This window comes from Parachlamydiales bacterium, assembly GCA_041671045.1.
In the GTDB taxonomy this organism is placed as follows: Bacteria; Chlamydiota; Chlamydiia; order Chlamydiales; family JABDDJ01; genus JABDDJ01.
Genome location: JBAZCF010000002.1, coordinates 1 through 24,397 on the forward strand (window position 1 = coordinate 1; position 24,397 = coordinate 24,397).

At 39.4% G+C, this 24,397-nt stretch carries 27 protein-coding genes and 1 tRNA gene; 17 read left to right on the forward strand and 11 right to left on the reverse strand.

What is annotated here, in order from left to right; translation table 11 throughout:
* The coding region (locus tag WC222_03150) for a twin-arginine translocase subunit TatC (GenBank protein MFA6915368.1) at positions 1-812 on the forward strand (812 nt) is incomplete at its 5' end.
* Here WC222_03150 and WC222_03155 read toward each other — a convergent pair.
* On the reverse strand, positions 809-1,225 hold the full coding sequence (locus WC222_03155; protein MFA6915369.1) for a hypothetical protein: 417 nt from the start codon (positions 1,223-1,225) through the stop codon (positions 809-811). The genes WC222_03150 and WC222_03155 overlap by 4 nt on opposite strands.
* A gap of 137 nt (positions 1,226-1,362) precedes the next feature.
* Here WC222_03155 and WC222_03160 point away from each other — a divergent pair, with 137 nt between their 5' ends.
* Both WC222_03160 and WC222_03165 read left to right on the forward strand, forming a co-directional pair.
* A complete protein-coding gene (locus WC222_03160) occupies positions 1,363-1,761 on the forward strand; it encodes a hypothetical protein (GenBank protein MFA6915370.1) in 399 nt (132 codons plus the stop codon).
* Positions 1,762-1,926: 165 nt separating this feature from the next.
* The gene (locus WC222_03165; protein MFA6915371.1) at positions 1,927-2,820 is read left to right on the forward strand and encodes a glycosyltransferase family 92 protein; all 894 of its coding nucleotides are present in this window, start codon (positions 1,927-1,929) and stop codon (positions 2,818-2,820) included.
* Here the strand turns inward: WC222_03165 and WC222_03170 are convergent.
* Positions 2,780-3,118 (reverse strand): hypothetical protein, encoded by a 339-nt coding sequence (locus tag WC222_03170; GenBank protein ID MFA6915372.1) that lies wholly within the window; start codon positions 3,116-3,118, stop codon positions 2,780-2,782. The genes WC222_03165 and WC222_03170 overlap by 41 nt on opposite strands.
* A 129-nt stretch (positions 3,119-3,247) precedes the next feature.
* Complete coding sequence (gene ung / locus WC222_03175) at positions 3,248-3,928, reverse strand: uracil-DNA glycosylase (GenBank protein MFA6915373.1); 681 nt, start codon at positions 3,926-3,928, stop codon at positions 3,248-3,250.
* Between the two features lie 83 nt (positions 3,929-4,011).
* Between ung and WC222_03180 the strand changes: the two genes are divergently transcribed.
* From WC222_03180 to WC222_03190, 3 genes are all read left to right on the forward strand, one after another.
* Complete coding sequence (locus tag WC222_03180) at positions 4,012-4,287, forward strand: hypothetical protein (GenBank protein MFA6915374.1); 276 nt, start codon at positions 4,012-4,014, stop codon at positions 4,285-4,287.
* 8 nt (positions 4,288-4,295) lie between these two features.
* Positions 4,296-4,370: transfer RNA gene (locus WC222_03185), tRNA-Pro, on the forward strand.
* A gap of 174 nt (positions 4,371-4,544) precedes the next feature.
* The gene (locus tag WC222_03190) at positions 4,545-5,234 is read left to right on the forward strand and encodes a hypothetical protein (protein MFA6915375.1); all 690 of its coding nucleotides are present in this window, start codon (positions 4,545-4,547) and stop codon (positions 5,232-5,234) included.
* A 33-nt stretch (positions 5,235-5,267) separates the two neighbouring features.
* Here WC222_03190 and WC222_03195 read toward each other — a convergent pair whose 3' ends face one another.
* Positions 5,268-7,229 (reverse strand): zinc-ribbon domain-containing protein, encoded by a 1,962-nt coding sequence (locus WC222_03195; protein ID MFA6915376.1) that lies wholly within the window; start codon positions 7,227-7,229, stop codon positions 5,268-5,270.
* A 92-nt stretch (positions 7,230-7,321) separates the two neighbouring features.
* On the opposite strand from WC222_03195, the gene WC222_03200 reads away from it, so the two are divergent.
* Positions 7,322-7,558, forward strand: a complete 237-nt coding sequence (locus tag WC222_03200) for a helix-turn-helix transcriptional regulator (protein ID MFA6915377.1) — start codon at positions 7,322-7,324, stop codon at positions 7,556-7,558.
* 59 nt (positions 7,559-7,617) lie between these two features.
* Positions 7,618-9,204 carry an RNA-binding domain-containing protein gene (locus WC222_03205; protein ID MFA6915378.1) on the forward strand — a complete coding sequence of 529 codons (1,587 nt, stop codon included), beginning with the start codon at positions 7,618-7,620 and terminating at the stop codon, positions 9,202-9,204.
* A 7-nt stretch (positions 9,205-9,211) separates the two neighbouring features.
* Here the strand turns inward: WC222_03205 and WC222_03210 are convergent, their stop codons facing one another.
* On the reverse strand, positions 9,212-9,415 hold the full coding sequence (locus tag WC222_03210) for a hypothetical protein (protein ID MFA6915379.1): 204 nt from the start codon (positions 9,413-9,415) through the stop codon (positions 9,212-9,214).
* Positions 9,412-9,867, reverse strand: a complete 456-nt coding sequence (locus WC222_03215; protein ID MFA6915380.1) for a DUF5681 domain-containing protein — start codon at positions 9,865-9,867, stop codon at positions 9,412-9,414. The genes WC222_03210 and WC222_03215 overlap by 4 nt, the downstream gene beginning before the upstream one ends.
* A 91-nt stretch (positions 9,868-9,958) precedes the next feature.
* Here WC222_03215 and WC222_03220 point away from each other — a divergent pair, with 91 nt between their 5' ends.
* The 6 genes from WC222_03220 (at position 9,959) to WC222_03245 (ending at position 16,422) form a co-directional block, all read left to right on the forward strand.
* Complete coding sequence (locus WC222_03220; protein ID MFA6915381.1) at positions 9,959-10,708, forward strand: SDR family oxidoreductase; 750 nt, start codon at positions 9,959-9,961, stop codon at positions 10,706-10,708.
* A gap of 15 nt (positions 10,709-10,723) precedes the next feature.
* Positions 10,724-11,893, forward strand: coding sequence for a hypothetical protein (locus WC222_03225; protein ID MFA6915382.1), 1,170 nt, complete (start codon positions 10,724-10,726; stop codon positions 11,891-11,893).
* Positions 11,894-12,533: 640 nt separating this feature from the next.
* Entirely contained in the window at positions 12,534-13,901 is a 1,368-nt protein-coding gene (locus WC222_03230; GenBank protein MFA6915383.1) for an FAD-dependent monooxygenase, read from the forward strand.
* Positions 13,891-15,132, forward strand: a complete 1,242-nt coding sequence (locus WC222_03235) for an MFS transporter (protein ID MFA6915384.1) — start codon at positions 13,891-13,893, stop codon at positions 15,130-15,132. Before WC222_03230 ends, WC222_03235 begins: the two co-directional genes overlap by 11 nt.
* The gene (locus WC222_03240; protein ID MFA6915385.1) at positions 15,090-15,434 is read left to right on the forward strand and encodes a TIGR04076 family protein; all 345 of its coding nucleotides are present in this window, start codon (positions 15,090-15,092) and stop codon (positions 15,432-15,434) included. Before WC222_03235 ends, WC222_03240 begins: the two co-directional genes overlap by 43 nt.
* Entirely contained in the window at positions 15,427-16,422 is a 996-nt protein-coding gene (locus WC222_03245) for an aldo/keto reductase (GenBank protein ID MFA6915386.1), read from the forward strand. The genes WC222_03240 and WC222_03245 overlap by 8 nt, the downstream gene beginning before the upstream one ends.
* A 386-nt stretch (positions 16,423-16,808) precedes the next feature.
* On the opposite strand, the gene WC222_03250 is transcribed toward WC222_03245, so the two are convergent.
* Entirely contained in the window at positions 16,809-17,249 is a 441-nt protein-coding gene (locus WC222_03250; GenBank protein ID MFA6915387.1) for an HIT domain-containing protein, read from the reverse strand.
* Positions 17,250-17,512: 263 nt separating this feature from the next.
* Here WC222_03250 and WC222_03255 point away from each other — a divergent pair, with 263 nt between their 5' ends.
* The 3 genes from WC222_03255 (at position 17,513) to WC222_03265 (ending at position 20,607) form a co-directional block, all read left to right on the forward strand.
* The gene (locus WC222_03255) at positions 17,513-18,394 is read left to right on the forward strand and encodes a hypothetical protein (GenBank protein MFA6915388.1); all 882 of its coding nucleotides are present in this window, start codon (positions 17,513-17,515) and stop codon (positions 18,392-18,394) included.
* Between the two features lie 164 nt (positions 18,395-18,558).
* Positions 18,559-19,287, forward strand: coding sequence for an HAD family phosphatase (locus WC222_03260; GenBank protein MFA6915389.1), 729 nt, complete (start codon positions 18,559-18,561; stop codon positions 19,285-19,287).
* Positions 19,288-19,356: 69 nt separating this feature from the next.
* Positions 19,357-20,607: an MFS transporter gene (locus WC222_03265; protein MFA6915390.1), complete on the forward strand. Its 1,251-nt coding sequence runs from the start codon at positions 19,357-19,359 to the stop codon at positions 20,605-20,607.
* 9 nt (positions 20,608-20,616) lie between these two features.
* Here WC222_03265 and WC222_03270 read toward each other — a convergent pair whose 3' ends face one another.
* From WC222_03270 to WC222_03285, 4 genes are read right to left on the reverse strand one after another with little or no spacing between them, the layout of a single operon-like run.
* On the reverse strand, positions 20,617-21,342 hold the full coding sequence (locus WC222_03270) for an SDR family oxidoreductase (protein ID MFA6915391.1): 726 nt from the start codon (positions 21,340-21,342) through the stop codon (positions 20,617-20,619).
* A gap of 14 nt (positions 21,343-21,356) precedes the next feature.
* On the reverse strand, positions 21,357-22,517 hold the full coding sequence (locus tag WC222_03275) for a hypothetical protein (GenBank protein ID MFA6915392.1): 1,161 nt from the start codon (positions 22,515-22,517) through the stop codon (positions 21,357-21,359).
* A complete protein-coding gene (locus WC222_03280) occupies positions 22,505-23,440 on the reverse strand; it encodes a hypothetical protein (GenBank protein ID MFA6915393.1) in 936 nt (311 codons plus the stop codon). Before WC222_03280 ends, WC222_03275 begins: the two co-directional genes overlap by 13 nt.
* Positions 23,437-24,321 carry a hypothetical protein gene (locus WC222_03285; protein ID MFA6915394.1) on the reverse strand — a complete coding sequence of 295 codons (885 nt, stop codon included), beginning with the start codon at positions 24,319-24,321 and terminating at the stop codon, positions 23,437-23,439. The genes WC222_03280 and WC222_03285 overlap by 4 nt, the downstream gene beginning before the upstream one ends.
* Positions 24,322-24,397 lie beyond the last annotated feature (76 nt).

Genomic DNA, 24,397 nt, shown 5'->3' on the forward strand with positions numbered 1-24,397 from the left:
TCCTCATTTTCTTTTATGAGACTGTATTACAACTACTTAAGCAACCGTTTTCCCAATCCGTATTGACATCGCAGACAACTCTCACGAAGCACGCCTTAAAAACCTATACCATTACCAATTATACCAGTGCTCCGATCACTTATGATTGTGAAGACTGTAAAGAAGTAGGATTGTGGTGGGACAAGCCAACAGTAAAAACACCCCAAGGATTTGTTATTCCACCCGGAGAACAGCTTATCGTCGCCCAACGTATACCGGACATCAACTTAGTTTTTCTCAGCCCAGCAGAAGGTTTTTTTGTGATCTTAAAGATTACCTTTTGGACGGCCGTGCTCTTTAGCGCTCCCTTTTGGGGATATTTTCTCTATCAGTTTATCTCCCCCGCCTTGGCAGCACAGAAAAAATACCCACTCCTAGCTTTTGCAATAGTTATCTTTTTATGCGTCCTAGCTGGAATAGTGGCAGCAATTTATATGCTTATCCCTGCAGCAAACCAATACCTTCTTTGGTTTAATGCGAGCTTAGGAGAAAACTTTTGGAGCTTTGAAAGGTATATTGACTATACGTTGATGCTGATACTTGCCTGTTGCATAGCATTTGAATTAGGGGCGTGCTTATTCTTTGCTGTGCACTTGGAAATTATTTCCCCTACGACACTTAGACATTACAGACGCCATGCGATCGTTGCAGCTTTCGTTATTGCTGCCGTCCTCACCCCGCCCGACGTGTTTACCCAATTCCTGATAGCACTTCCTCTTTGCTTCCTTTATGAAGGAAGCATCCTTTATGGCAGGATGCTAAGAAAAGCCTAGTCCTTTTTACGGTATATATTTGCCAGCATCTGCAGTTCCAGAAGGTCAATGTGAGTAATCACTTCCTTACACAAAATTTTTAGAAAACTCTGACGGAAGTGATCATAGTTCAAGCAAGTTGAATGATAGAAGTTTCCGGCCAGCGTTTCTTTAACATCCAACATGGAGATTGCCAATTTATACTGTGCGAAAATAATGTCGCTTGGAATCTCACGGTGTGCGCTAAGCTGGGCAGCTAACGCGGCGATTCGTCCTTCTTGAAGTTCCAATTCATCTTGGACAGCATCATAAAAGACCTTAAGTTCAGCATCTGTCGCCACTTCAGTAGGAATATCTTTAGGAAGCTCATCCGCATAAACAGAACCAGTAAATGTCAGTAAAACAATTAGTAAATTAAAAATATTTTTAACCATAATTAAAATTCTTTCCTTAATATATATTAAAATAATTAGATTATTATTATAATAAAGTTATAAATTAAAAGCAATTACAATATACAAGCCTAAAGGTGTCTAAACGTTAGTAACAAGGGGTAAAGAGTAGGTGGAATATGGTAAAAGATCAAGAAGTCTACAAAATTCTTAATCAATTGAACAATCAAACCATAGTAGAATTTGCTTTAGCAGGCAGCGAAGTGATGGTGCGTGCTATTGATCAGTCCACAAAACTCTCCTTTAGTACAACCATTTACCAAGGAAGCTCGTATATTCCTACAAGCGTGCGCAGCTCACTGTCAAAAGCCCTGCCAAAAGGATCCATTCCTACCTATATCAATGTTGATGAAGAGGATTACCGCATTACATTGCATTATCTAGGCAGACTAGAAGGAATGCACCCTGCACAACTTAAGGTCCTCTTAGAAGAATTCGCTGTAATCGCAGAGGACTGGAGACAAGTTTTAGATGATATGGATAATAACGACCGAGTGTACATCTACAATAAACGTTAGAGGGTAGCTTCAAATGAAACTACCCTCTGAATATCCTGAGTTGATGTAACTCAGGATATTTTTTTCATTCCTGCTTGCTACCCATCGAACCTAAGTTCAAAAGGGCCGCAAGCAGGGTTTATAAATAATTATTGAGCGAGTATAGTTTTCCTTTCGAGGTAAATTATGACTCGCTTTTTTTATTCACTCATTGTTTTTGCCCTATTTTTTATCCAAGCTCCCCTTGAAGCAAAAAAAAACTATCAGCACCCGTTTGCAGTCTGTGCCATTTTTCAAAGCGAAGCCCGCTTTCTAAAAGAATGGATTGAATTTCATAAGCTGATGGGAGCGACGAGGATATATCTATATAACAATCTCAGCGACGACAATTATCTAGAAATACTGCGGCCCTATATCGCTACCAAAGAAGTCGTCCTTACACAATGGCCATACGCGGCTACAGATGTGACAGATTGGACCAGAATACAGACAAGCGCTTACTTAGATGCCATCAAGCAAGCTAAAAAAGATAAAGTAAAATGGCTGGCGATTTTAGATACGGATGAATTCCTTTTCCCTGCCATTGCTCCCAATATGGTCGCTTATCTCCGCGATTTCGAGCAGTTCGGAGGTGTAGTCGCCCACTGGCAGCTTTTCGGAACTTCTGATGTGGATGTTGTCCCCCCGAATAAATTAATGATCGAAGTACTCGTCCGGCAAGCAGACCCCGCGTATGGAGAAAATGCCTTCATCAAATCCATCGTACGCCCTGAAAGAGTCTCTTCGATGAAGGATCCCCATTTTGTTGAGTACAAACACCCCTATTACGCAGTAGGTCAAGACTTCAACCACGTCAAACATTCACATAGTCCCTATATTATCGTGAATAAACTCCGCATCAATCACTATTGGAGCAGAGATAGAAAGTTCTTTGAAGAGCGAAAAATGCCGCGAAGACAGAAATGGTCGGAAGGTCCTAGTGGACAGCTGCAAAGATTAGCAAACATCAATCTTTACGAAGATTACACCATCTTCCGCTTTATCGACGCTCTGAAACAACGGATGGGTCTTCCCCAATAATCTTACTGAAAGCATCACTAAGTTCCTTGTAGAACTCCATCATGATTTCATAGTTCTCTTGGGCATCGCGCATTGCAGCTTCACGCTTCGCGTGAATTTCCGGCGCTTCCAACTCTGATTGGATATGCCCTCTTTGGGAAGAATAATGACGTGTTAAAGTGTTTAACGACGTGTCATGCCTTGCAGCACGCGGATTGGCAGGCATATGCGAAGACAGCGACTTCTTCACATGCACACGGGTTCCTTGATTTAAACCCTCTTCTTCTTGTTGTATAAGATGTTCTGTGGATACTTTCATACCTGTAACTCCCTGTCATAAGTATGCAAGACAAATGCCATGTCTAAAAACTCGTTCGACGTACGGAAAAATTTTCCGTTTTGAGTCTCAAAGAAAAATCTTTAAAGGCCTAGACTTAGGTAAAACCCTTTAAATTTTCCAGTCAATCGATTTTTGCTGTGTATCGATGATAAATTGATTCGCCTTTGAAAAATGACCGCAGCCAAAAAAGCCTGTGTAAGCGGAAAAAGGCGACGGATGCGGTGCCTTTAGGACAAGGTGGCGGCTATATTGTGCATCTTGCAAAATGCCCTGAAGTTTTTTTTGTGCATGCGAACCCCAAAGCATAAATACGATAGGCTTTTCCCTTTTTGCAAGTGCCAGGATGACAGCATCTGTAAACTGTTCCCATCCTTGGTTTTGATGGGATAACGGTTGTTTTGCACGTACCGTTAAAAGGGCATTTAACAAAAAAACACCTTGGTCTGCCCAAGGGATCAAACAACCATGATCGGGAGGAGCTATGTCCAGATCGCTTTTAATTTCCTTGAAAATATTGCGTAAAGAAGGCGGCTGTGGAACACCTTGAGGGACACTAAAGCTCAGACCATGCGCTTGCCCCTGTCCGTGGTAAGGATCTTGGCCCACAATTACTACAGAAACCTCATCGTAGGGAGTATGCCAAAACGCATTAAAAACTAAATCCCGCGGCGGATAGATAGGTGTAGGTTGCTGATTTTCTCTTTCGATAAAATCCGAGAGCTTAGAGATATAGGGTTTGATGAGTTCTTGCTTCAGCTCATCTTTCCAGGAAGGTTCAAGATTAAACATATGTAGCGATTATTTATTTTGGATTGACTCCAATAGTATCCTGTGCATAATATTAATGCATCAATTAAGGATCGACACAGATTATGGCACTGAAAAATCTTGCAGAGAACAACCTGATACGTTTTATAAGTGTGTCGAAGAAAAAAGAAGGCCTTTTTGTAAACTTCCGCGTCAGCGGAATCCGCGAAGGGACAACTTTCAGCGCCTCCATTTCTGTAGATACCTCATCTGCAGAAGTTGACCTCGGCGATCCTTTAGAAATTATTGTAGAAGCATGCGCAAAGCTTGCCGTCAAACAGATTCAGCGAGCAGAGTTCCAATTCGAAGGAATGCAACTCGCTCAGCAGTATTCAAACTAGTTTTTTACCTGGGTGTAGCGCAGCTTGGCTAGCGCACTTGCATGGGGTGCAAGGGGTCGGAGGTTCGAATCCTCTCACTCAGATTCTTTTCTTTAAGTCACTTAAGGGCAATCTCGTTGAGATTGCCCTTTGTGCATTTAGGCTCGTGTGGCGGATATGTGGCGGATGGCTCCTCGAAAATAAGGCCATATTAACTTTAAAGATAGGAAAAGTATTGATTGGATGAAATCCCTTATGTTCTTCAACAACGACTCTTCATGCATACAACAATCAAACAGGCTAAGGAAGTAGTACACTTGAACCCCCTTGAAGACCAACCGTGGAAAGATCTAAAGTGCTCGCAATGTAACGGTCCTTTTTTCCTTTATGGGGGTTGGACTGACATTCGACATCCGCTATGTCAAAAGTGCTGGACATTACATCAAAAAACCCTTGGCGAAATGGAAGAAAGAAATATTAGGGGTATTAATTTTGCTTTAACTGAAATGGAAGATGCTTCTGGAATGCAAAGAGGTTTTTTTGGTAGGTACCAAGTTGCTCCTCCTAAACCCACAACCGTAATAGGAGAATTTACGTTGAATAATATTAAAATTGAAAAAAGTGCCATCGGCCTTATTAATACAGGATCCATTGGGGGATCTGTTGAAAATATTGACGCTACTCTCAGCATGACTAGCAAGGACCCTGCCATTCAATCTTTCCAAGAAGCTCTGAAAAGTTTTACTGAAGCAGTTCTAAGATCGACTGAAGCATCGAATGAACAAAAAGAAGCCATTCTAGAATTAATGAGCGCAATATCAGATGAAGTACGTACACCAAAAGATAAGCGACGATTTACAGTGATAAAAACCCTATTAAAAAATACACAAGAAATACTAAGTGGAATTAGCTCTTTACATGCAATATGGCAAATTTTTCAACCTACTATTTACAGTATGTTTCCTTAAATTAATTTGGGGTATTATCCATAACTCGTAAGTTTATTTTGGAATTTTGACACCTTTTTTCCTGCAGTAATCATTAATATAAGATTTACGAAGTCCTAACAGTTTTTCTGCACGACTTACATTACCATTGCACTGTCTAATAGCCCTTTCCAGTCGATGCAATTCCGGCTCGATTCTTTCTGAGAATATCCCGAGGATTGTTTTTTTTAAATATTCCTCTAGACGAATTGCTGGAGCCTCTTTTGTTAAAAGATCTGCCACTAATTTGTCTTCTCGAGAGAGAAGCGCAAAAGCGCGGCAGTGTAGCGATGTGAACCCTCTTTGAACCAATAAAATTGTTGAATTCATATGAATGTTATTTTTTTTGTTTTCACTTTTAATTTTTTTAATTAAGCCTGCGGCTGATACATAAGTTCCATCAATGTCGATTAAGTTTTGATTATATTTACATGCAGGACAACCTGAATTTCCGGATTTATGTGCATCGGAGATGCTTTTGATGGAAGCAGTATAAGGGTGACCTAAAGAACAGACCCAAAACGCTTCAATTTCTGACCATGGATTAATTTTAGTGGGGTCCAGACCAATTTTTTGATTTTTTTCTGAATCCCACAATTTTAATAATTCAGGAAATAAATTATAAACTGAGTCTTGATATTCTGCAGTTTTTCTTGTTTTTTCGTAGCAAGTAATACAAGAATTTTTACGTTTTACCATGTCTTTAACGGAAACTTGGTCTTCTGTCCCGCATATTGGGCATTTCCAATGTGCCTCAAAATGCACGCCTGCTGTAAAATATTTAGGGGAATATGGGTGATTTTTTTTCTCATCCCAATATTCTTTTAAATCTGGTCTCACATCTAAAAGAAGATTGTCATATGATCCCTGCAAAAGATGTTTATGACTCTCTCTAATTTTGTCTAAATTAACTAAATGTGGAAAATCTATATATGCTTTCACATTCTTAAGGTCTTGAGATTGAAAACCAGATATTTTTAAGAGAGCTAGAAAGAGGTTTGATGTTATTTTTTTGTAGTCATCATTATCTTTAAAAAAAACATCAGATGAAGAAAGCGCTATTAGACTTTCATGTCTAAGACGAATGACTTTTACTCCTTGATTTTGTAGTTTTTCATTTTTTTTTTGATCCCTACGAATACTTGCTTCCGAAAGGTGGTATCTACTATCAAGCTCAATACAAATCGTCCCCGCGGTGAGGTGCATTAATAGGATATCGCACTCGACGCCATAGTTTTGCTTTCCGGTTTTTGAAATTTTATTCCAAATGACAACATCTCCAAATAAATACTGGAGCTCCCAATAAAGCACTATTTCTAAGTAAGATGTTCCTTTTAATTTACAGTCTGGACACCATCTTGGACGTCTTTTATTTGTAACATTATAAAGTAGAGCGTTAAATGAATGCCCGAACTCACATGTAAAATAAAATTTTTCATCTCGTCCTGGGAATACGTCAAACGGGGTTACATCTATGTTTTTTTTGTAATCCCAATATTTTGCTAATTCAGGATAACAAGCTCCAAAGCTGTTAGATTTATTAACCGCTTTATTTGCGCAATAGGGACAACCAGTCACCTCTTTATTTTTTGCGCGCTCAAGATTGTTTTGGAGATCTTTTACCTTGCTTGAAAAGACTTCTCCACAATTACAACAGATAAATTGAATCAAAGTGTGAGCACCCGGAGTTAAACCTCGCAATTCAATTCCTTTATTTCTAATTTTACAAAACTGTTGTTTAATTAAAGGGTGAAGTTTGTCAAAGTTTTCTTTGTCTTTTTCTGCTTTGTATCGTTTATTTGCTTCGTTAATGAATTCACATGAATCGATGCGCTTTTTGATGTGGTATCTGAATTTTTCATAGGTATCTGAGTCCTTACCGAAGGTGTTTGCTAGAAAACGTGCTGAAGCCGTCTGATTAAAATTGTTTTCCAGCAAAATTTCTAATAAGCGGGCATCTGTGATAAATTCATTCATTAACAAATTTCTCTTGCTGGTAAATATATCATTATTTATAAAGCATGATATATCGATAAGACCGAAGAAATCAAGGAAAAGATCAATCTGTTATGTTAAACTGTGAAGAAGAAATATCTCTTAAAGTACGGGAAATCAGACTTGAAATGGGCTTAACCCAAGAGCAGTTTGCTGCAAAACTGGGTGTTTCTTTTCCCACCGTAAATCGATGGGAAAATCAAAAAGCAAAACCCTCACCATTAGCCTATCAAAAGCTTCAAAAACTCTTTTTAACTTTCAAGAAGAAAAACTCTAATCAAAGTAAGTTGATTTCAAAGGTAATGAAATGACAGCTCTTCCAATCAATATTAATGAACTACTCAAAGGACAGATTGTCGAATGGGAGCGTTTGGAATTCAAAGAAGGTTGGAATCCCGAGGGTTTTCTGCGGACTGTCTCTGCATTTGCGAACGATATCAACAATTGGGGCGGCGGTTATCTTATCATCGGCGTACAGGAATCTAATGGACAACCAATTTCCCCTCCAATTGGCTTGGCGCCAAATACAATAGACGCAATTCAAAAGGAAATCTTAGAGCTTGGTAATAGAATTCGACCTCATTATCATCCTGTCGTATCTCCCACCGTATTTCAAGAAAAAATGATTCTTGTCATTTGGTGTCCAGGCGGTCAAACAAGACCCTACCAAGCTCCAGAGGCATTAGCAAAAAATGCACCTTATGCTTACTTTATTAGACGAAACTCTTCGACGGTGAAAGCTCAAACAAGTGATATTCAAAAACTTCATGAACTTTCAAATCAAGTGCCTTTTGACGATCGCATTTGTCATCAAGCTCAGCTCACGGATCTAAATATAGGGTTAATCAAAGACTTTCTTCGTGAAATCAAAAGTGATCTTCTCTCCGAAGTGGATAAAATACCTTTTCCCCATCTTTGCAGACAAATGCAAATTGCTCAAGGCCCAGACGAATATTTAAAGCCATTAAATATTGGCTTAATGATGTTCAATAATCAGCCTGAGAGATTTTTCCCGTGTGCTCAAATAGATATTGTCGATTTTCATGATGAAATCGGAAATAGCTTTTCAGAAAAGATTTTTAAAGGCCCTATTCACATTCAATTGAAAGAGGCCTTGCGCTATATCCAGTCAATGTTAATAAAAGAAGAGGTACGCAAACGTCCAGATAGAGCGGAGGCAGATCGCTTTTATAACTACCCCTATGAGGCTTTAGAGGAAGTGTTGGCAAATGCTATTTATCATAAAGACTATGCTCAAAGAGAACCGATTGAAATCAGCATTCATAATGACCGAATTGAAGTTTTGTCATTTCCAGGACCTTTGCCTCCACTCAAAATTGAAGATTTAAATAAAGGATTTGTGAGAGTAAGAACTTACAGAAACAGACGAATAGGCGATTTTCTAAAGGAGCTCCATTTAACAGAAGGGCGCTGTACAGGCGTGCTTAAAATTCATAATGCAATGCAGTCCAACGGGTCGCCGCCCCCAATATTTAAAACCGACGAAAATCATAGTTTCTTTTTGGTGACCTTACTTATTCACACCGAAGCTTCTAGAAAAACGCCCGTTTTAGATGAAAAATTACCGCTAAGCGAAGATAAAACACACCAGCCTGAAAGCAAAACACACCAGTTAAAGGACGAAACACACCAGCTTGAGTTAAAAACACACCAGCCAGCAGAGATTTCAAGAAATGAAAATCTTCCAGTCGATTTAAAATTTAAAATTGAAGAACTGAAAAAACGACCTAAAAGCGAAGAACTTAAATCAATGATTTACAATCTTTGCGCTTGGCAACCTCTTACGGCTCAACAAATCGCAGAATTTCTCAGTAGAAAAGATAAAAAACACTTAGTCAGAAAATATTTAACACCCTTAGTCAAAGATGGAATATTAAAATATGTCTATCCCGAAAGAGGAAGCTCACCAAATCAAGCGTATATAGCCGCAATATAAAGTGAGATTAAAAGTATCTGATTGTGTAAGAATCTTTTTTATTTAGTTCATCGTCATTTTTATATGGTAAAAGGATAAGATTATCAGCTTCAATAAATGAAAAGTCATGGGAATGAAGTATTTCAGCGTCACATAAAACTAAAGCGCATTTAAGCTTATAATTTAAAGAATCTTCCAATTTTTTTAATCTTTTTTCGATAGAGGATTTCATGGTTTATTCTTTTTCTCTAATAAGTTTAACCATTTTTCATGATCATGCACTTCGATAGCTTTTACATAGATATCAACTATTCTGGATAGTGCTTCTCCTTCACTTGGAGAAATGTCTCCCTTCATAACAGCTTGAGTAATCACACTCATTGATTCTAAAGCATCGGCCGTGGTTTTTAGAGCTGGAATTTCAATCTTAACAGAAAGATCTCGTTTTATAGGCAAAATGCGATCTAAAATCATTTTTATTGCCTGCATATTTCCTAATAAAGCTTCTTGAATTAACCTTTGGCAGATAGTTTCCAATTGTCCAGTCAAAAGTTCTTCTGCAGCCAATGTCGCCTTATTTCTAGTGCCCTTTATTTTCCCTTTTGGATTACCTGAGTGATCCTTTTGAAATTTTTGATTTCCCTGCATTTTTTCTGCATTTGCAAGTATTGCTAGTCTATCCATTGTTTATTTCCTTGGTCTGGTCTGAAACAATCTACGATTTACATTCTGACAGAAAAAATGATATAACCTTTGCTGCGTAGGGAGACTTGATATGGATGAATTTCGCAATAAAGTTGTCGTAATCACTGGCGGTAATAGCGGCATCGGAGAAGCCATTGCTCAAAAGTTTGATGAGCATGGAGCTAAGATTGTGATTTTTGATCGAGCTGATCCATCAAAATTAGAAGCCCAATGCAAAAAACTTAAAACAGCCATTTTTATTCAAGGCGACGTACGGAAAATAGCGGATATTGAGAAATTATATCGAGAAACTGAACATGTCTTTGGTAAAATTGACGTACTGATAGCCAGTGCTGGAATAGCTGGTAAAAAAGCTCTTGAGGAAGTCAACGAAGACTTTTTTGATGCTATCGTCGATACAAACCTCAAAGGTGTTTATTTCACTGTTCAACGTTCACTGCCAAGCTTAATGGACAATTCATCCATCATTTTAATATCATCGGCAGCGTGTCATGTCGGGTTTAGTGATGACAGCGTTTACTCCTCAACAAAAGCTGCTGTCAGTATGTTGGCGCGTAGTTTTGCAGCAGACTTAGTGGGAAGAAAAATACGAGTCAATGCTATTTCTCCTGGATATACTAATACCCCTATCTTTAATCAGCTAAAGAAAGCTTATCCGCAAAAAATTCAAGAATTAGCCAATACAGTTCCTTTAAAAAGATTTGCTGAACCCTCTGAAGTTGCCAACGCTGCTCTATTTCTTGCATCATCAAAATCTTCTTATATCGTTGGTGTCGATTTAGTTATTGATGGTGGGGGAAGTTCCATTTACCCTCTTTAAATTCTTAAGGAAATTATGTCTGGACATTTACCAATTCAATCCATGGTTCCTCTTGTCTCTTCTCGAGCCCAAGAAAACTGCCATGAGTTGGAGAAAAGAGTTAATATACTTGGGAAGCTAATTAGAGATATCATTTACTATCCGCTATATTGGTTTCGTGATAAGGGCGCTAAAAACAACGGAAACAAAAATTCCAAAAAATTAGCACATGAAGAAGCATACTACAAACGATTTTGGACTGGCCAAGAGCCACAAGATTTAAATCTTGAATATGCAGACATCATTAGAGAAAGATATGTTATCTATGATCAGCCAGTGATAATACTGGCGAAAAACGGTAAAAAAATTACAACTGTTTGTCGGGTGATCGAAACTAAAGAATGTCCAAAAGAAGGTGTTTTCAATGCCCTCTTGTTACCTGGAAGTTTATCCACGCTCGATAACAATCTTTTCATTTTTTATGACTTTCTTGTGGCACATGCTAGCCAAGAAAATAGCTCTCCTGGCCGATTTTTTATTTTTGGCCATTATGAAATGACAATCGAAGCAGAGTCTAAATCATCTACCGTCTATAAACCATCAAGTTTTGAGGCATGTGGCAAAGCTTTGAAACGCACTCTTGAAACATTGCAAGAACACTTTGGCAAATTTAACTTAATATTTGCCCAATCAGCAGGGTGCTTTACCCTTGCGGCATTATTAAAATGCAGCGGTCCAGAACTGCTTCCTACAATGTTACATTTTGACAGGGGTCCTTCTTCAATTTATGAAGCAAGCCGTCATTATTGGTTTGGAAAATTACTTTATGTCATCGCAAAATTGAGTGGATTGACTTTCTATGTCGACCGAGAAATTACATCTTTTTTTAATCGATGTGCCGTAGCAGATTACCTAAATTTACAAAAGAGCACCTGTATCATTACAGGAGTTGAAGAGGACTCGGTATATCCTGGCCCTGCTGGACTAGTTTCAAGCAGTTGTTTAGATGGATTCCAAAAGAAATTAAAGTTTACAAAATGGGTATTTAATCCACCTGCACAGATAAATCACCCTCGAGCCCACCATAATTGGAGGCTCATGTGTTTTAACAAAAGCTATCTAACTTACACCAATGGCAACATCGAAATGCTTTCAAAAGAAAATCTTGCTCAAGCAATCCTTCGTTTAGCTCAAATAACAGATTAGAAGAAAACAACTAAAAGAATATGTTTTATGAGAAAGCATTACAATTTCACATCATAAAACAGCGATTTTACTTGGAAAATACGTTATTGGACAGATGTTGAAAAAATCAAGAAAGTTCAAAAGCATATTAACAGAATTTCCGGAAGTAACTACGAATTGAATTTCGTCCTTTCCACCCATTTCATATGATAGCTAGGGGGAGGATGTTTCTTACATTAGAAATTCATAAAAACTACAAAAATCACTTGCTTTAAAATTCGACTTCAGATTTCATTAAGTGAAGATTCCTAATTAGGAAGTTAACCAGAGATAAATATGAGCACTCGTTTGTGTTGTAAAAATACTGCTCTACTACAATGTCGAAAGCATTCTCTCGTCGCTGAACCAGCTTCGACTATGTCTGCTTGCTCTTGCCTTCTTTCCCACTCTTTCAAAAAGTCCTTCTGGCGTTGGCGCCCATCCTAATTTATCAAAAACAGTTTTTTGTTTAGTCAACTGGATACATGATTTTTTTTCAGTTGTCTGACGTTTGTATTTTAACTACTCAAGGATTTACTGCCTGCGAGTTTAAAAAACAATAACTACGTTCAAGCGTACCTATACGCTGTTTTTAAATAAATTTAGTTATTTCGACGGAATTATGAAAGTTTTATCCACATCAAAAGTACAACAAATAGAAAAAAGACAAATCACTCCTGATACAGAGAAATTTGTTCGGAACAACGGTTCATACAAAATCGCTAATATCGTAGGAAAAGCGAAAACTGCTAGTCCTGAACAATCAAGCGGCAGAAAAACTGCTTTGATAAGTGGTGCCGGGATCGCCGCGTTAGCGGCAGCTTTTGAATTAAATGCAAAAGGGTATGACGTTGTCATCACCGAAAAACGCGACGATTTCTCCCGCTTCAATATTATTAATCTCAATAGGGAAGCACAAGCTTTCCTACGAAAGTTTAACCTTTTAGAAGAGTTTGAAACATCTGTTGCGGCAAGAATTAATGATCATCAAATTGTGCTCTTTGGAAAAGGGGGTACTCAATCCATCGCAACTTCCGATGTCAGCGAACTAAAGTTTGAGGGATGTTTGAACAAAAATCCTATGAAATTTAAGGATCTCTTCAAGGAAGAGGGAATCTACAGCGTGCATATAAAGGATTTGCAAGCTTTTCTTGCACAAAAAGTAGTAGGGCTCGGAGTTCGAATTTTAAGTGAATCTGAAATTAAAATTGTAAATCCAATAGAAAGGGAAAAGGTATCAAAAATTGAGATTACTCAAAAAAATGGTTCCCCTCCTATAACCCTTGAACCCGATTTGTTTTTTATAGCCGAAGGCACACACTCAACATCCATTCAACAACTCGAGATGGTGAATGATTTGGACGACGTGGTGAACAATGCTTGCACGGGTGAAAACTGGATCTTTGGAAACCTTAACTATCATGGAGATAAAACTTTTGTCCTCTCCATGATCATTACTTCACAAAAAATCTTGCAAATAGCAAACGTGATTTTCAATGCCAAAAGCCAAGTTGTGAACGTAGCTGTAACTTCGGATGGAAATCTCAACCAAGATGAGATTAATCGTCTGATACTAGACACAACCCAAAAAGCCTTCAATTATGAAGGGATCACAGAAGTACCCAAAGTTTTAGAAACAGTTAAACAACCGGTACACATTACAAATCGAATAGCGTCTCTTTGTTCAAGAGGGAATGTATTCCGGATCGGCGATGCTGTAGGCCACAGTTCGCCTCTTGCAGGGCTGGGCGGCACATTGGGTCTCACCCTTGTTCCATATACAGTCGAACAGCTTTTAGATGACCACCTGAAAGGATCCGATGAATTACATAGCAACTTTAAAACGTATTCACAAGCCTATGTCAAAAAATGGATTGACAAGTCAGTGTCGATTAAAGGAGTCATCCAAGGGATTTTCGAGAAAGATCAATCTCTTGTGCTGGAGTTAAAAGGCTCTCCACAAAGTAAGGAAGCAGGCAATGCAATCTAGCAAATCACACTTAAGCTTTCTCATCATGGCGTTGGGGGTGGCCTTCGAACACTTTGATATGATGCTCGTCAGTCTGCTGACGAGTTCTCTTGTGGAAGAATTCGTTGGCGCCTCCACCCCGGCTCTAAAAATGCTCTTCGCCTATATAGGGTATGCTATTGCATTCCTATTTCGGCCTTTGGGTGCGTTTTACTTCGGCTGCATTGGAGATCTCTATGGGAGAAAAACCTCGCTTGTGAGTTCTATGTGTTTGATGTCGGCCGCCACTCTCGCTTTGGCATTTATCCCGGGTGTACAAGTACTTGGTGTGACCTCAACACTGCTTTTTCTTCTGTGCCGCATTGCTCAAGGGTTAGCTGTCGGCGGAGAGTATGGAACGGCGATGACCTACGCATACGAACTTAACTCTAAATACCGTACTTTCTTTGGAGCCTGTGTGGTTTCTTCGACACATGTCGGAGGAGTATTTGCCAGCTTCCTTGCCAGTCAGTATGTGGATCATGTACGTGTGACATTCCTGATTGGGGGATTAGTTGGATTTTTTCTCTTACTGTTCCGTTCCTTGATGAAAGAATACCATGTAGCCACTGCAAAAAAGGTGTCCGAAATCACCGCAAAATCTGTAAAAAACAAGAAAGCCATCTTGAGTGCCTTGATTGTCGCATCCACGATGGTCCTCGTCTTTTACGGATCTTTGATCTACCTCAATGAACGCGTACACCAAGATCTGGAGATTTCTCGAGCTGAAATATTTAAAGCAAACACGGTTTTGCTTGGACTGTGGATCGTCCTCCCGCCCTGCTTCGGTTATATTGCCGATAAGCTTGCTATCTCTTATCGTAAATTGATGAGATTTGGCGCTATGGGTGTTTTTTTAAGCGCTCCCCTTTTAGGGGTAGCTTTAGTGTCCTCATCCTATACAGCTGTGGTGACGACGCAAATTCTTACGCACCTGTTCCTGATGATCTTTGCGCTTTGTACACCCCGCTTTTTCGGGGATCTTTTTTCAGGAGAAGCGCGTAATACGGCTATCTCGACCACATATTCTCTTGGCGCCTCATTCACTTCAGCTTTAGCGCCCGCAATATGCCACGGCAGTATTGTCTTATTTAACACTAATTTTGCCATCTGTGTACCCTTTATGTTGGCTGCACTGGCAACAGGCTTTATCCTTAAAAAGGAGGATGTATGCAACAGAATGACTCTTTTGAACTCTATGACATCAAGGTAGAGGTGGCCAATAATGGCCTAAAACCTATGGTCTGTAATCACAAGGTAGGGGACTATTTTATCCTTTCAGGCGAAAACTTTTCGTTGCCGACTGGTCAAAGCTTTCCCATCTACTGCCTTGCTGCCTTGATTCCCATCATTACCATCAAGCAGAGGTTCACACATCCGAACGACTGGATCAGTACAGATCACCTTGTCGCTTGTCCCGATGTGAATTGTGGAGGTATTTTTAAAATTTCGCGAATAGGAAAAACGACGTTTTACCATCATCAAGTTACAACTACAAGGCATCATCATGAATAAAGAGATCAATACATCAAATATCATTAGGGGATGTTGGCAGCTTGCTGCGGATCATTCCCGCCATGATGTAACTATTCAACCTATTCTGGATGCCATCGAATACGGATTTACCACTTTCGACTGTGGAGATATTTATCTTGGGGTCGAAGAGCTATTGGGAAAGGCTATAAAAGCTAATCCAAAAAAGAAGCTACGCATTCATACGAAATTTGTGCCCGATATCGATCGCTTGCAGCAGATCGACCGCACATATGTCGAACACATTATCGATCGCAGCCTGAAGCGTTTGCAAGTGGACTGCATAGATCTGGTGCAATTTCACTGGTGGGATTGGGAAGTTAAAAACTACCTTTTCGCAATGGATATTCTCTCAGAACTCAAGGCCAAAGGTAAAATAGCTGAAATCGGTATGACCAACGTGAATAGCAAATATCTTGAGGAATTTGCGGAACGGTTTGATATTGCCTCATTGCAAACTCAAGTCTCACTTTTCGACAAAAGGGTAGAACGTGGAATTGGAGCCTTATGCTGTAAAAAAAAGATTAAAATCTTCGCCTACGGCACAGTGCTTGGAGGCTTTCTCAGCGAGAAATGGCTGATGAAAGAAGAGCCCGCACTGGATCTGTTAGAAAACCGTTCCCTAGTAAAGTACAAGCTTCTCATTGATGCAGCGTGCGGATGGGAAGAATTTCAACGACGCCTCACAGTTTTAAACGATCTAGCCATCAAATATCATTCAGACATAGCGAGCATAGCGATTGCAGCCTTGATCCAGGGTGGTCAAATTAATGCAGCTATTGTTGGGCTTAGCCCTCACAACTATTCCACACAAAACCGCAGATTAGCGAAGCTTCCCCTCATAAAGGCAAAAGAAGTGCAAGAAATGGAAAAGTGGACGTGCAGCCTACAAGGGGATGCCTATGATGAAGAAAGGGACAAAAGTGGGGTTCATGCAAAAGTGATGAAATACAATCTGAATGCTGAGTGAACATTAATAATATATTCACCACTGTGCCGGCGAGATCACTGAGAATGGGTGAGATAAGGAGAGTATACGCCTTGTTATTATCTTCATAACGCTCTTAAAATAACTTGTGAACGATTATATGTGATATTCTAAAGTACAGGTTGAGTCCGTAAAATTGTGTAAATTGGTAAATCACTAAGAAATCGTGAGTCATCTTACCTTATGTTAGTTTGTTTTTGACGAAACAACAAACAAAGGAGATGACTCATATGAATCGTAGCAGTATTGGTTCCGATTGGCAAGAAGCACTTATAGATAAAGCAGGCTGTTCAAACTTTGATTCAGAAAGCTCTTGAAGAAGAGTTTCGTAAGTTCATAGGAGCGGATGATTATGAAAGGACTTGCATTCATAGGTTATTAGAATATTGCCTCAACTCCGTTGCAAAAGATGTTAATTCCTCATGTGGAGATTTAGCCCTGCTTCCAGGTCGATATAGAAAGACTCGTGGTTCATAACCCGTTATCCCAGCATCCCCTTCTTTTCTAGGAACGACGTGTAAGTGAAAATGCGGGACTGTTTGGCCTGCGACACTCCCTTCATTCCAAGCAAAATTAAATCCTTCTGCTGATAATGCCTGCTGCAAAATTTTGCACACCATACTTTTAAGCGAGAATATATCTCTTAATTCTTCCTCTACAAGCTCATTACTGTATGTAACAGAACGTTTGGGACAGATGAGGGTGTGACCTGGGACGATAGGTATGTTAGTGAGAAAAGCAAACGCATATTCACTTTCAGCAAGCAACCTGTCTTTTATTGCAGGAAGGTTTAAATCAAATTTATTCATTTATTCCTCAAAGGAAGTGATGTTAGACAATATTAGACATACTTTATAAAGCGTGCAATATTTATTCCAACTGCCCTTATGGGATACTTAGAGCCAGCTTCTTTGAAAAAGGATTTTACAAGTGTCTCTTCACAAATAGAGGGAGATTTTTATAAAATACACCTCAAGATTGGTTATTAAACCAATTTTTCTTTAATATACACTCGCTAATAATCCGTTCAACAACTCAACACTAAGTCATAACTAAGTACAAGGAAGTAAAGATGAGAGATTTTTCAGTAGAAGCATCCATTAGAAACACAGCAGAAAGCATCCCAACTTTAGTGGGGGACCTACTTCAAACTACTCTTAAGGATTTGAATCAAACTTCAAAGCCGGATGCATTTATCATCACAGAAATTGCAATCACTTGCATAGCGGAAGCAAAAGTAACTCGGGCAGAGCTATTGGAAAATAATAATAAACTTATTAAAACTTCTAGAAATATTTTTAAACTTAAAACGGCTACCCAGTTTTCGCGTGCAATGTTTCTACTTGCTCAGCAACCTGATGAAGACATTAGAAAAGCTTGTATCACTGAAATCAAAAAAGAAGCACTTAAACTAGCTGCTAACCCAAGTAATGCGGACTCAGAAGAGTACCTATTTCTCATTAGAATCGTTACAGATGATGTAGATAAATCCAAACCATTGAACTTATTTAATACGATTGCTCGGTTCAGCAATCAGCCGGAATTAGCTGAAACGACAAAAAATTTTCCTGTAATAGTTGGTGAGAAGCTACTCCAAGATTATCTAAAAATGAGTTTCGTTAAACACCCTCAGATTTTCTCTATTATGGTAGACCAATGGCAATCTGAAAACGGAGCTACAACAAGTAAATCATTTATAAACTCTATGCTCTCTTACCGTATGGAGTATTTAAAAGTTTTAAGCAATATTTCTGAATTTCTTCAGTCTGAATTTACTAAATTGATAAAAAATTCGTCCACATCCTTAAACCAATCCATGGTTGACTCTAGAACTAAATTGGAAGCTGCAGAGCCTATTACGACGTATGAAGAACTTTTGAAAGAAATGAGTTACTCAATTTTCATTGATAATGGTACGGAAACTAAAATAATCAGCGGCTTTCTAGCTAAATAATAGAATAAAAAATAAACAATCTATTTTTGCATATTATTATTTCATGTATTATCTTTAATTAGATTATTTTTTTGGGAAAGATAGTCGGCATTTTAAAGACTATCTTTCCCACGCACACAATTATCATCTCTATGATCAGATTTTTACTATTGATAGGGTTATGTATGACAAATTTTCTTTTCTCAGAACAATCTATTAAAGCGATTATATTTGATTGTGACGGTACACTTGTCGATAGCGAAGATGCTCATCTTTCTGCCTGGCGCAAAGCTGTAGAGAATAGAGGGCATGTATTGACTTTTGAACAATGCCTTCTTTACACAGGAAAACCTGCAACTTTTATTGCTAAACTTATTGCCGAGGCTATTGGTCATGACAACTCAGAAGATATTCTTTCTGAAAAACGCTCCCATTATCGCGAATTGCACCAACAAGGATTGCCCCCTATCCAGGGAACGGTCGAATTTCTAAAACGTTTGGCAGCAGATAAAGAACGTTTAAACCTTAAGCTGGCAGTGGCTTCCGCAGCTCCCAAGGATGAAATATTAAGCAACTTAAGGCATTTAGGCATTGAAGAGCATTTTGACATTATTTTATCCGGCCAAGACGATCTTAAGGAATACTCAGATCCTGAGGGTGTGAACAAACCCAAGCCTTATATTTACCTACATACTGCAAAACTATTGAACGTGCTGCCGTCCGAATGTGTTGTCATTGAAGATAGTACCACGGGAGTGTTGGCAGGAATGGCCGCAGGATGCATCACGATTGCCGTACCCAATGAATTTACAAAAATGCAAGATCTCTCAGAAGCAAGCATGAAGATAGAAAATCTTTCAAGCTTTAGCGTGGATCACTTTTTGCAAACAGTCAGCGCTGCAGGAAAGAAATAAAGTTTAGTACCTCCTCGCGTAAGTCTGCTTTATGCTAGATTATTGTTAGTGCACTCACATGATATAAAAATGGTTTCTTTAGAAAACTCTCCCACAGTAAGTAAAAAGCAGAAACGGCAATTTTGGGTCATCCTGGTGATTGTTTTTCTGGGATTTATAGGCATATCAATGCCCTATCTAATTTTTCCTGTCCTGTTTTTGAACCCTGATTATTCTATCATCCATCCAAGCTGGGATTATTCCTACAAAGCAATTTTTTTGGGGATCACTCTTGCAGCCTACCCTCTAGGACAGTTTATTGGATCGCCCATTTTAGGATCACTTTCTGACGACTATGGAAGAAAAAATATACTTGCAGGAAGCCTTATTATTTCAGCACTTTTTAATTTGATCACCGGTCTTGCAATTACTTTTGAAATGATCGGACTGCTGATTTTCAGTCGCTTTATGGTGGGATTAATGGAAGGAAACATTGCTATTGCACGTGCTTTAGCCACAGACCTGACAACAATCTCGAAACATGAAGCGTTCGGAAAAATTAATGCTATGTCCTCGATTGCATTCCTGTTAGGCCCGCTCATTGGCGGTCTGATGACCGATCAAAGCGTCGTTGAAGGTTTGACTGCTTCGACCCCCTTTTATTGCATCTGCGTGCTTTTCTTGGGTCTTGCGGTATTGTCTGGTTTGGTGCTTGATCACAGTAACATTACGGCTAAGGAAATACGTAGTTTTTGGCAGCGTATCAACCTTTTCAAAAGACTTTCGCAATTATTTGCGAATAAGTATTTGCAGTTCCTCATGATCACTTCTACGTGCTTTACGTTAGCTGTAGATATTTTGTATGAATTTGGCCCTGTCTATTTAACGGTTAAATGGGATTTAACCCCGTCTGAATTGGTGATCTATAATGGGGTGCTCTGTTTAACACTTGCGGCAGGTAATGGATGGCTTCCACAATACCTTTCAGATAAAGTTTCAAACCGTACCGCTATCATCTATTCTATGGGGGCATTTGCACTCTGCTTAATGGGGATAGTGTGGACAGACTCTTCGTTTCTTATGACACTGTTTTTTGCAATCAGCGGTTTATTTATCGGCTTGGCGATTACATTGATCACGGTAAAAATTTCCAACTCCGTCTCAGATTCCATTCAAGGAGAAGTCATGGGTGTCCAGGTCTCTTTAAGGGTATTGGGAGATGCTGTGATATGCTTGTTAGGCGGTGTATTACTACTACTATCGCCCAAGATCATCTTAGTTGCAGCCGCAGGAATGTCTATCTTTGCTATGGGCTATTATATCTTTAGAAGAGCGCATTAGAAGAATTAACTATTTATAGATCATCTTCACAGTCATTCCTCCATCAATGATGAAGTTTTGTCCGGTGATAAATCCTGCTTTATCCGATATCAGGTAGGCAGCCATAGCGGCAATATCGCGGGGTTCGCCCACTCTTCCTACAGGATGCTGTTGATGGTTTGTTTTGGTAAACTTTTCATGATGAGAGTTGATCCAGCCGGGACTGATGCAATTTACTCTTATCTCCGGTCCTAGTTGTACGGCTAGGGCGTGTGTTAAAGATACTAGGCCACCCTTGGTAGCACTATAGGGAAGATCATCCCCTTCCGACTGCAAAAATCTGGTAGAGGCTATATTGATGATTGAGCCCTTACTTTTACGCAAATAGGGCACGGCATGCTTTGAACTAAGAAATGCACTTGTTAGGTTGGTTTCAATAAAATCATTCCAAATCTTTAAGCTCATTTTCTCTATACTGGGAAGGTTGTTGGGCAAAAGTCCGGCATTATTGATGACCGCATCAATCCTTCCAAACTTTTTTACCGTTTTTTGAACCAGCGCTTTTACGGAAGCTTCTTCTTTGACATCGGTTTTTAAAAACAGAAACTTGTCGGCATCCAATGCAAAATCCTTTTCTAATTTAGGATCTAGCTCTGCGATGACGATGCTCATTCCCTGCGCATGTAAATATCTAGCACACTCTGCACCTATGCCCTTTCCCCCGCCGGTAATGATGACAACTTTGGAATGTTTCATAAGAGCCCCCTAAATTATGCTAAGCCCAATTCTCTTTCAGCTAATCGTGTTCCTTCCACCATATTTTGCAGTTTAAGGAAGGCAACTTCCCAAGTACGTGTTCTTAAGCCGCAATCAGGGGCTATATAGAGCCTATTAGGATCTCCTATGACCTTGGCTGCATACAGTATACGATCCCGAATTAGCTCAGGAGGCTCAATGAAATCTGTATGGACGTCTAATACCCCTAGGCCAATCTTAAACTGCGTGTCTTTAAACTTTTCTAGGATCTCATATCCTACTCTTTGGTCAGCCGTTACACCTAGTTCCTTAGTGTCCCTATTCGCATATTCGAAATGTATCTCATCTAAAATCCCCTGCAATTCAAGGATGGCCGGGAAAAGCCTATGATAATCGGAAAAACAGATGTGCACAGAAAAAAACGCTTTTCCTGCTAGGTCGCCGATACTATCCTTCATGGCCTGAATGAATTCAGGAATTTCATCACGTTTAGTGGTCGCTGCAGGCTCATCGATTTGTATGTAGCGCGCTCCTTTGTCATACAAGGCGCGTATATTAGGATAGGTGACTTTTTTTGCTACGTCGTTAAGGAAGTTCTGTCGTGCTTGATGGGCGAGTTTTTTAACATTTTCTTTTCCTGGAATAACAGAAGACAGATAGTGTTCATCATAAGACCAGTCCATGATGGTATAGGGTCCTGTGATAGGAATTTTGACGGGATTTTCTGTAAATTGAGCTATCTGCAGGTATTCTTGTGTATGGAATGGCTCGCTAAAACTTGGCGCATGTGTACAGGAGGCTTTACAGTAATATTTATTATCGAAGCTGCGTACATGCCCATGAAAAGTAAATCCCTGCATTCTTCTCACAGCATATTCGTACATCTCTACCCTGTGTTGTTCACCATCCCAGATCAGATCAAGACCTGATTTTTCTAACATTTTAGTTGCGTAGAGCGACGAAAAACGGAGTATTTCCTGCTTATCTTGAGGAGTAAAACTGTCATTTTTAGTGAGCAAGGTTAGAAGGTTCTGATAGTCGGGAATAGCTAGTCTTTTACCCCAGAATTCTGCAACCATTAAATCATGTGGATCGAGAGGGTGTCCTGAAAAAACTTTCACCCTCCAGGGTGTTTTAGCGAGGGAACCGATTTCGTGGGTTATTAATCGGGGCATCGGCATACCTTTTTAACATGTTTTACCTTTTGATCCATGATCGCTCTGGGAAGCAATTCTGCGGGACCATTGGGAGTGATATAGATCCTTTTATCTTCGACATAATTCACAGCTTGCAGCAAAAAGTCTTCCAATCCATTTTCCGGGTCTATCAATGTGGACTGCGTATTGATAATACCTGCTAGAAGGGTTTTACCTTTGGGGAAAGAGGGCAAAGTCTCTTGCAGGGAATTTGCGTAGAAATCTATGCCATAGCCGTCGGCGGGAAGGGAGTAAATATACTTTAAGTCTTTTTCCAGGGGGAAAAAGCTACTATAGATATAGATAGGAGTAGATGTAAGCGCTTTTATCTTTTGGATCAGCTCCAATCCCATCTCTTTTTCTTCAGGGGTTATAGACCTCCACCCAAAGGTAGGTTCGTAAAAGCAAATCAGTTTATGGGGAAATTTACTTAGTTTCAGTGCTGTTTTTACTAGGATATCTGCAATGTGTTCTAAAGAAATTCCATTGGAATATTCTTTAAATAGGAAGAGAAAAGGTAGAGTAAATACCAAGGGATTATCTTTATACTGACCACCGCTACCAAAGAAATTTCTTTGGATCCAAATATCCCAAACATCTTCTGCAGGGATTTGTTGCGAATGAATTTCCAATATTTTCCAAAACGTATTCGTTTCATAGAAGCGTTTTAGAGTTCCTACTTCTGCTTGTAGCAGTGTGGAAAAAGGCCGCATCAAATCTTGCCATTCAAAGAACCCTGTAGTGATATATGAAAACCCCTTCTGCAGCTCTTTCAGTGATTCTATGTCATGCTGGCGCACTGCTTCTAAATCTGCAGGCAGTATGCGTTCACGGTCCAAATCTCTGCTGGCAGCAACTAATGCTTCACTGCGGGGATACTGTCCGGGCAATAAGATATTCATGCGGATGCTATTCTTTGTTTGATGTTTTCATGCAACTTTTGGCTCAAATACAAGTTGTTGTACATGATATGTTCAATATTAAATCCGATGTCGAAACCTTCATTTTTCATAAAATGAAATATTTCATCTAAGATCATCTCTACCGTTTCAATAGAGCGCTCTTCCAAGGTTTGCCGTTCTTCCTCGCACGTAAAATAATCCAGGACTGCAGTAGGAAATTCTACTCCTAGCCACTTCATAAACTCGATGTCTTTAGGTTGTGAGGCTAGCGAGAGAGAGACATAGATTTTTGGAAGCCCTCTCTTATGTTCTTTACATAGCTTAGATAAATTATGCAAAATTTGTTTCATGTTGAAGGGCTCTATCACAATTTGGGAAAAGAAAAAGTCGATCCCGGCCTGTGACTTCTCAAGAATACGCTTGGCCTCTCCATGCCGTGTGAAAATGGCTATGCCGCCCATTTTCATTAGAGGAAATTGCTCTTTGATGTGACGGGCTGCTTCTAAGACTGTATAACCCGGATATTCTATTTTATGGTTTTCTCCCCCTACTAAAACTATGTGTCGGTATCCTTTCTCATAAATTTGTTTGATCCATTCTTGAAAATTCGATTTTGTTGCGCGCACACAGATTTTGTAAGGAATAGGAATTAAGTCTGGGGCATATTCTTTAAGTTGTTCGATGAACTCGATATTATCTATTTTATGTTGGTACGCAACAGTGCGTTCTGTCTCACGCGATTCGTTAACAACCTCCGGCACTCCAACATACCTAATATTTTGATTTTTAATAACTTGTGTTACGCTACAGCAGTAACTATCCCTTTGCTCGGAATTCCATTTTTGTGGCGGAGGAAGTATTTCAAGAATGATCTCATCCACACTCAGACTTTGGATAGGGTTAAACTTTTGTACATTAAAATTTTTATTAGATGTAAGTCAAATGAAAGGACTTAGA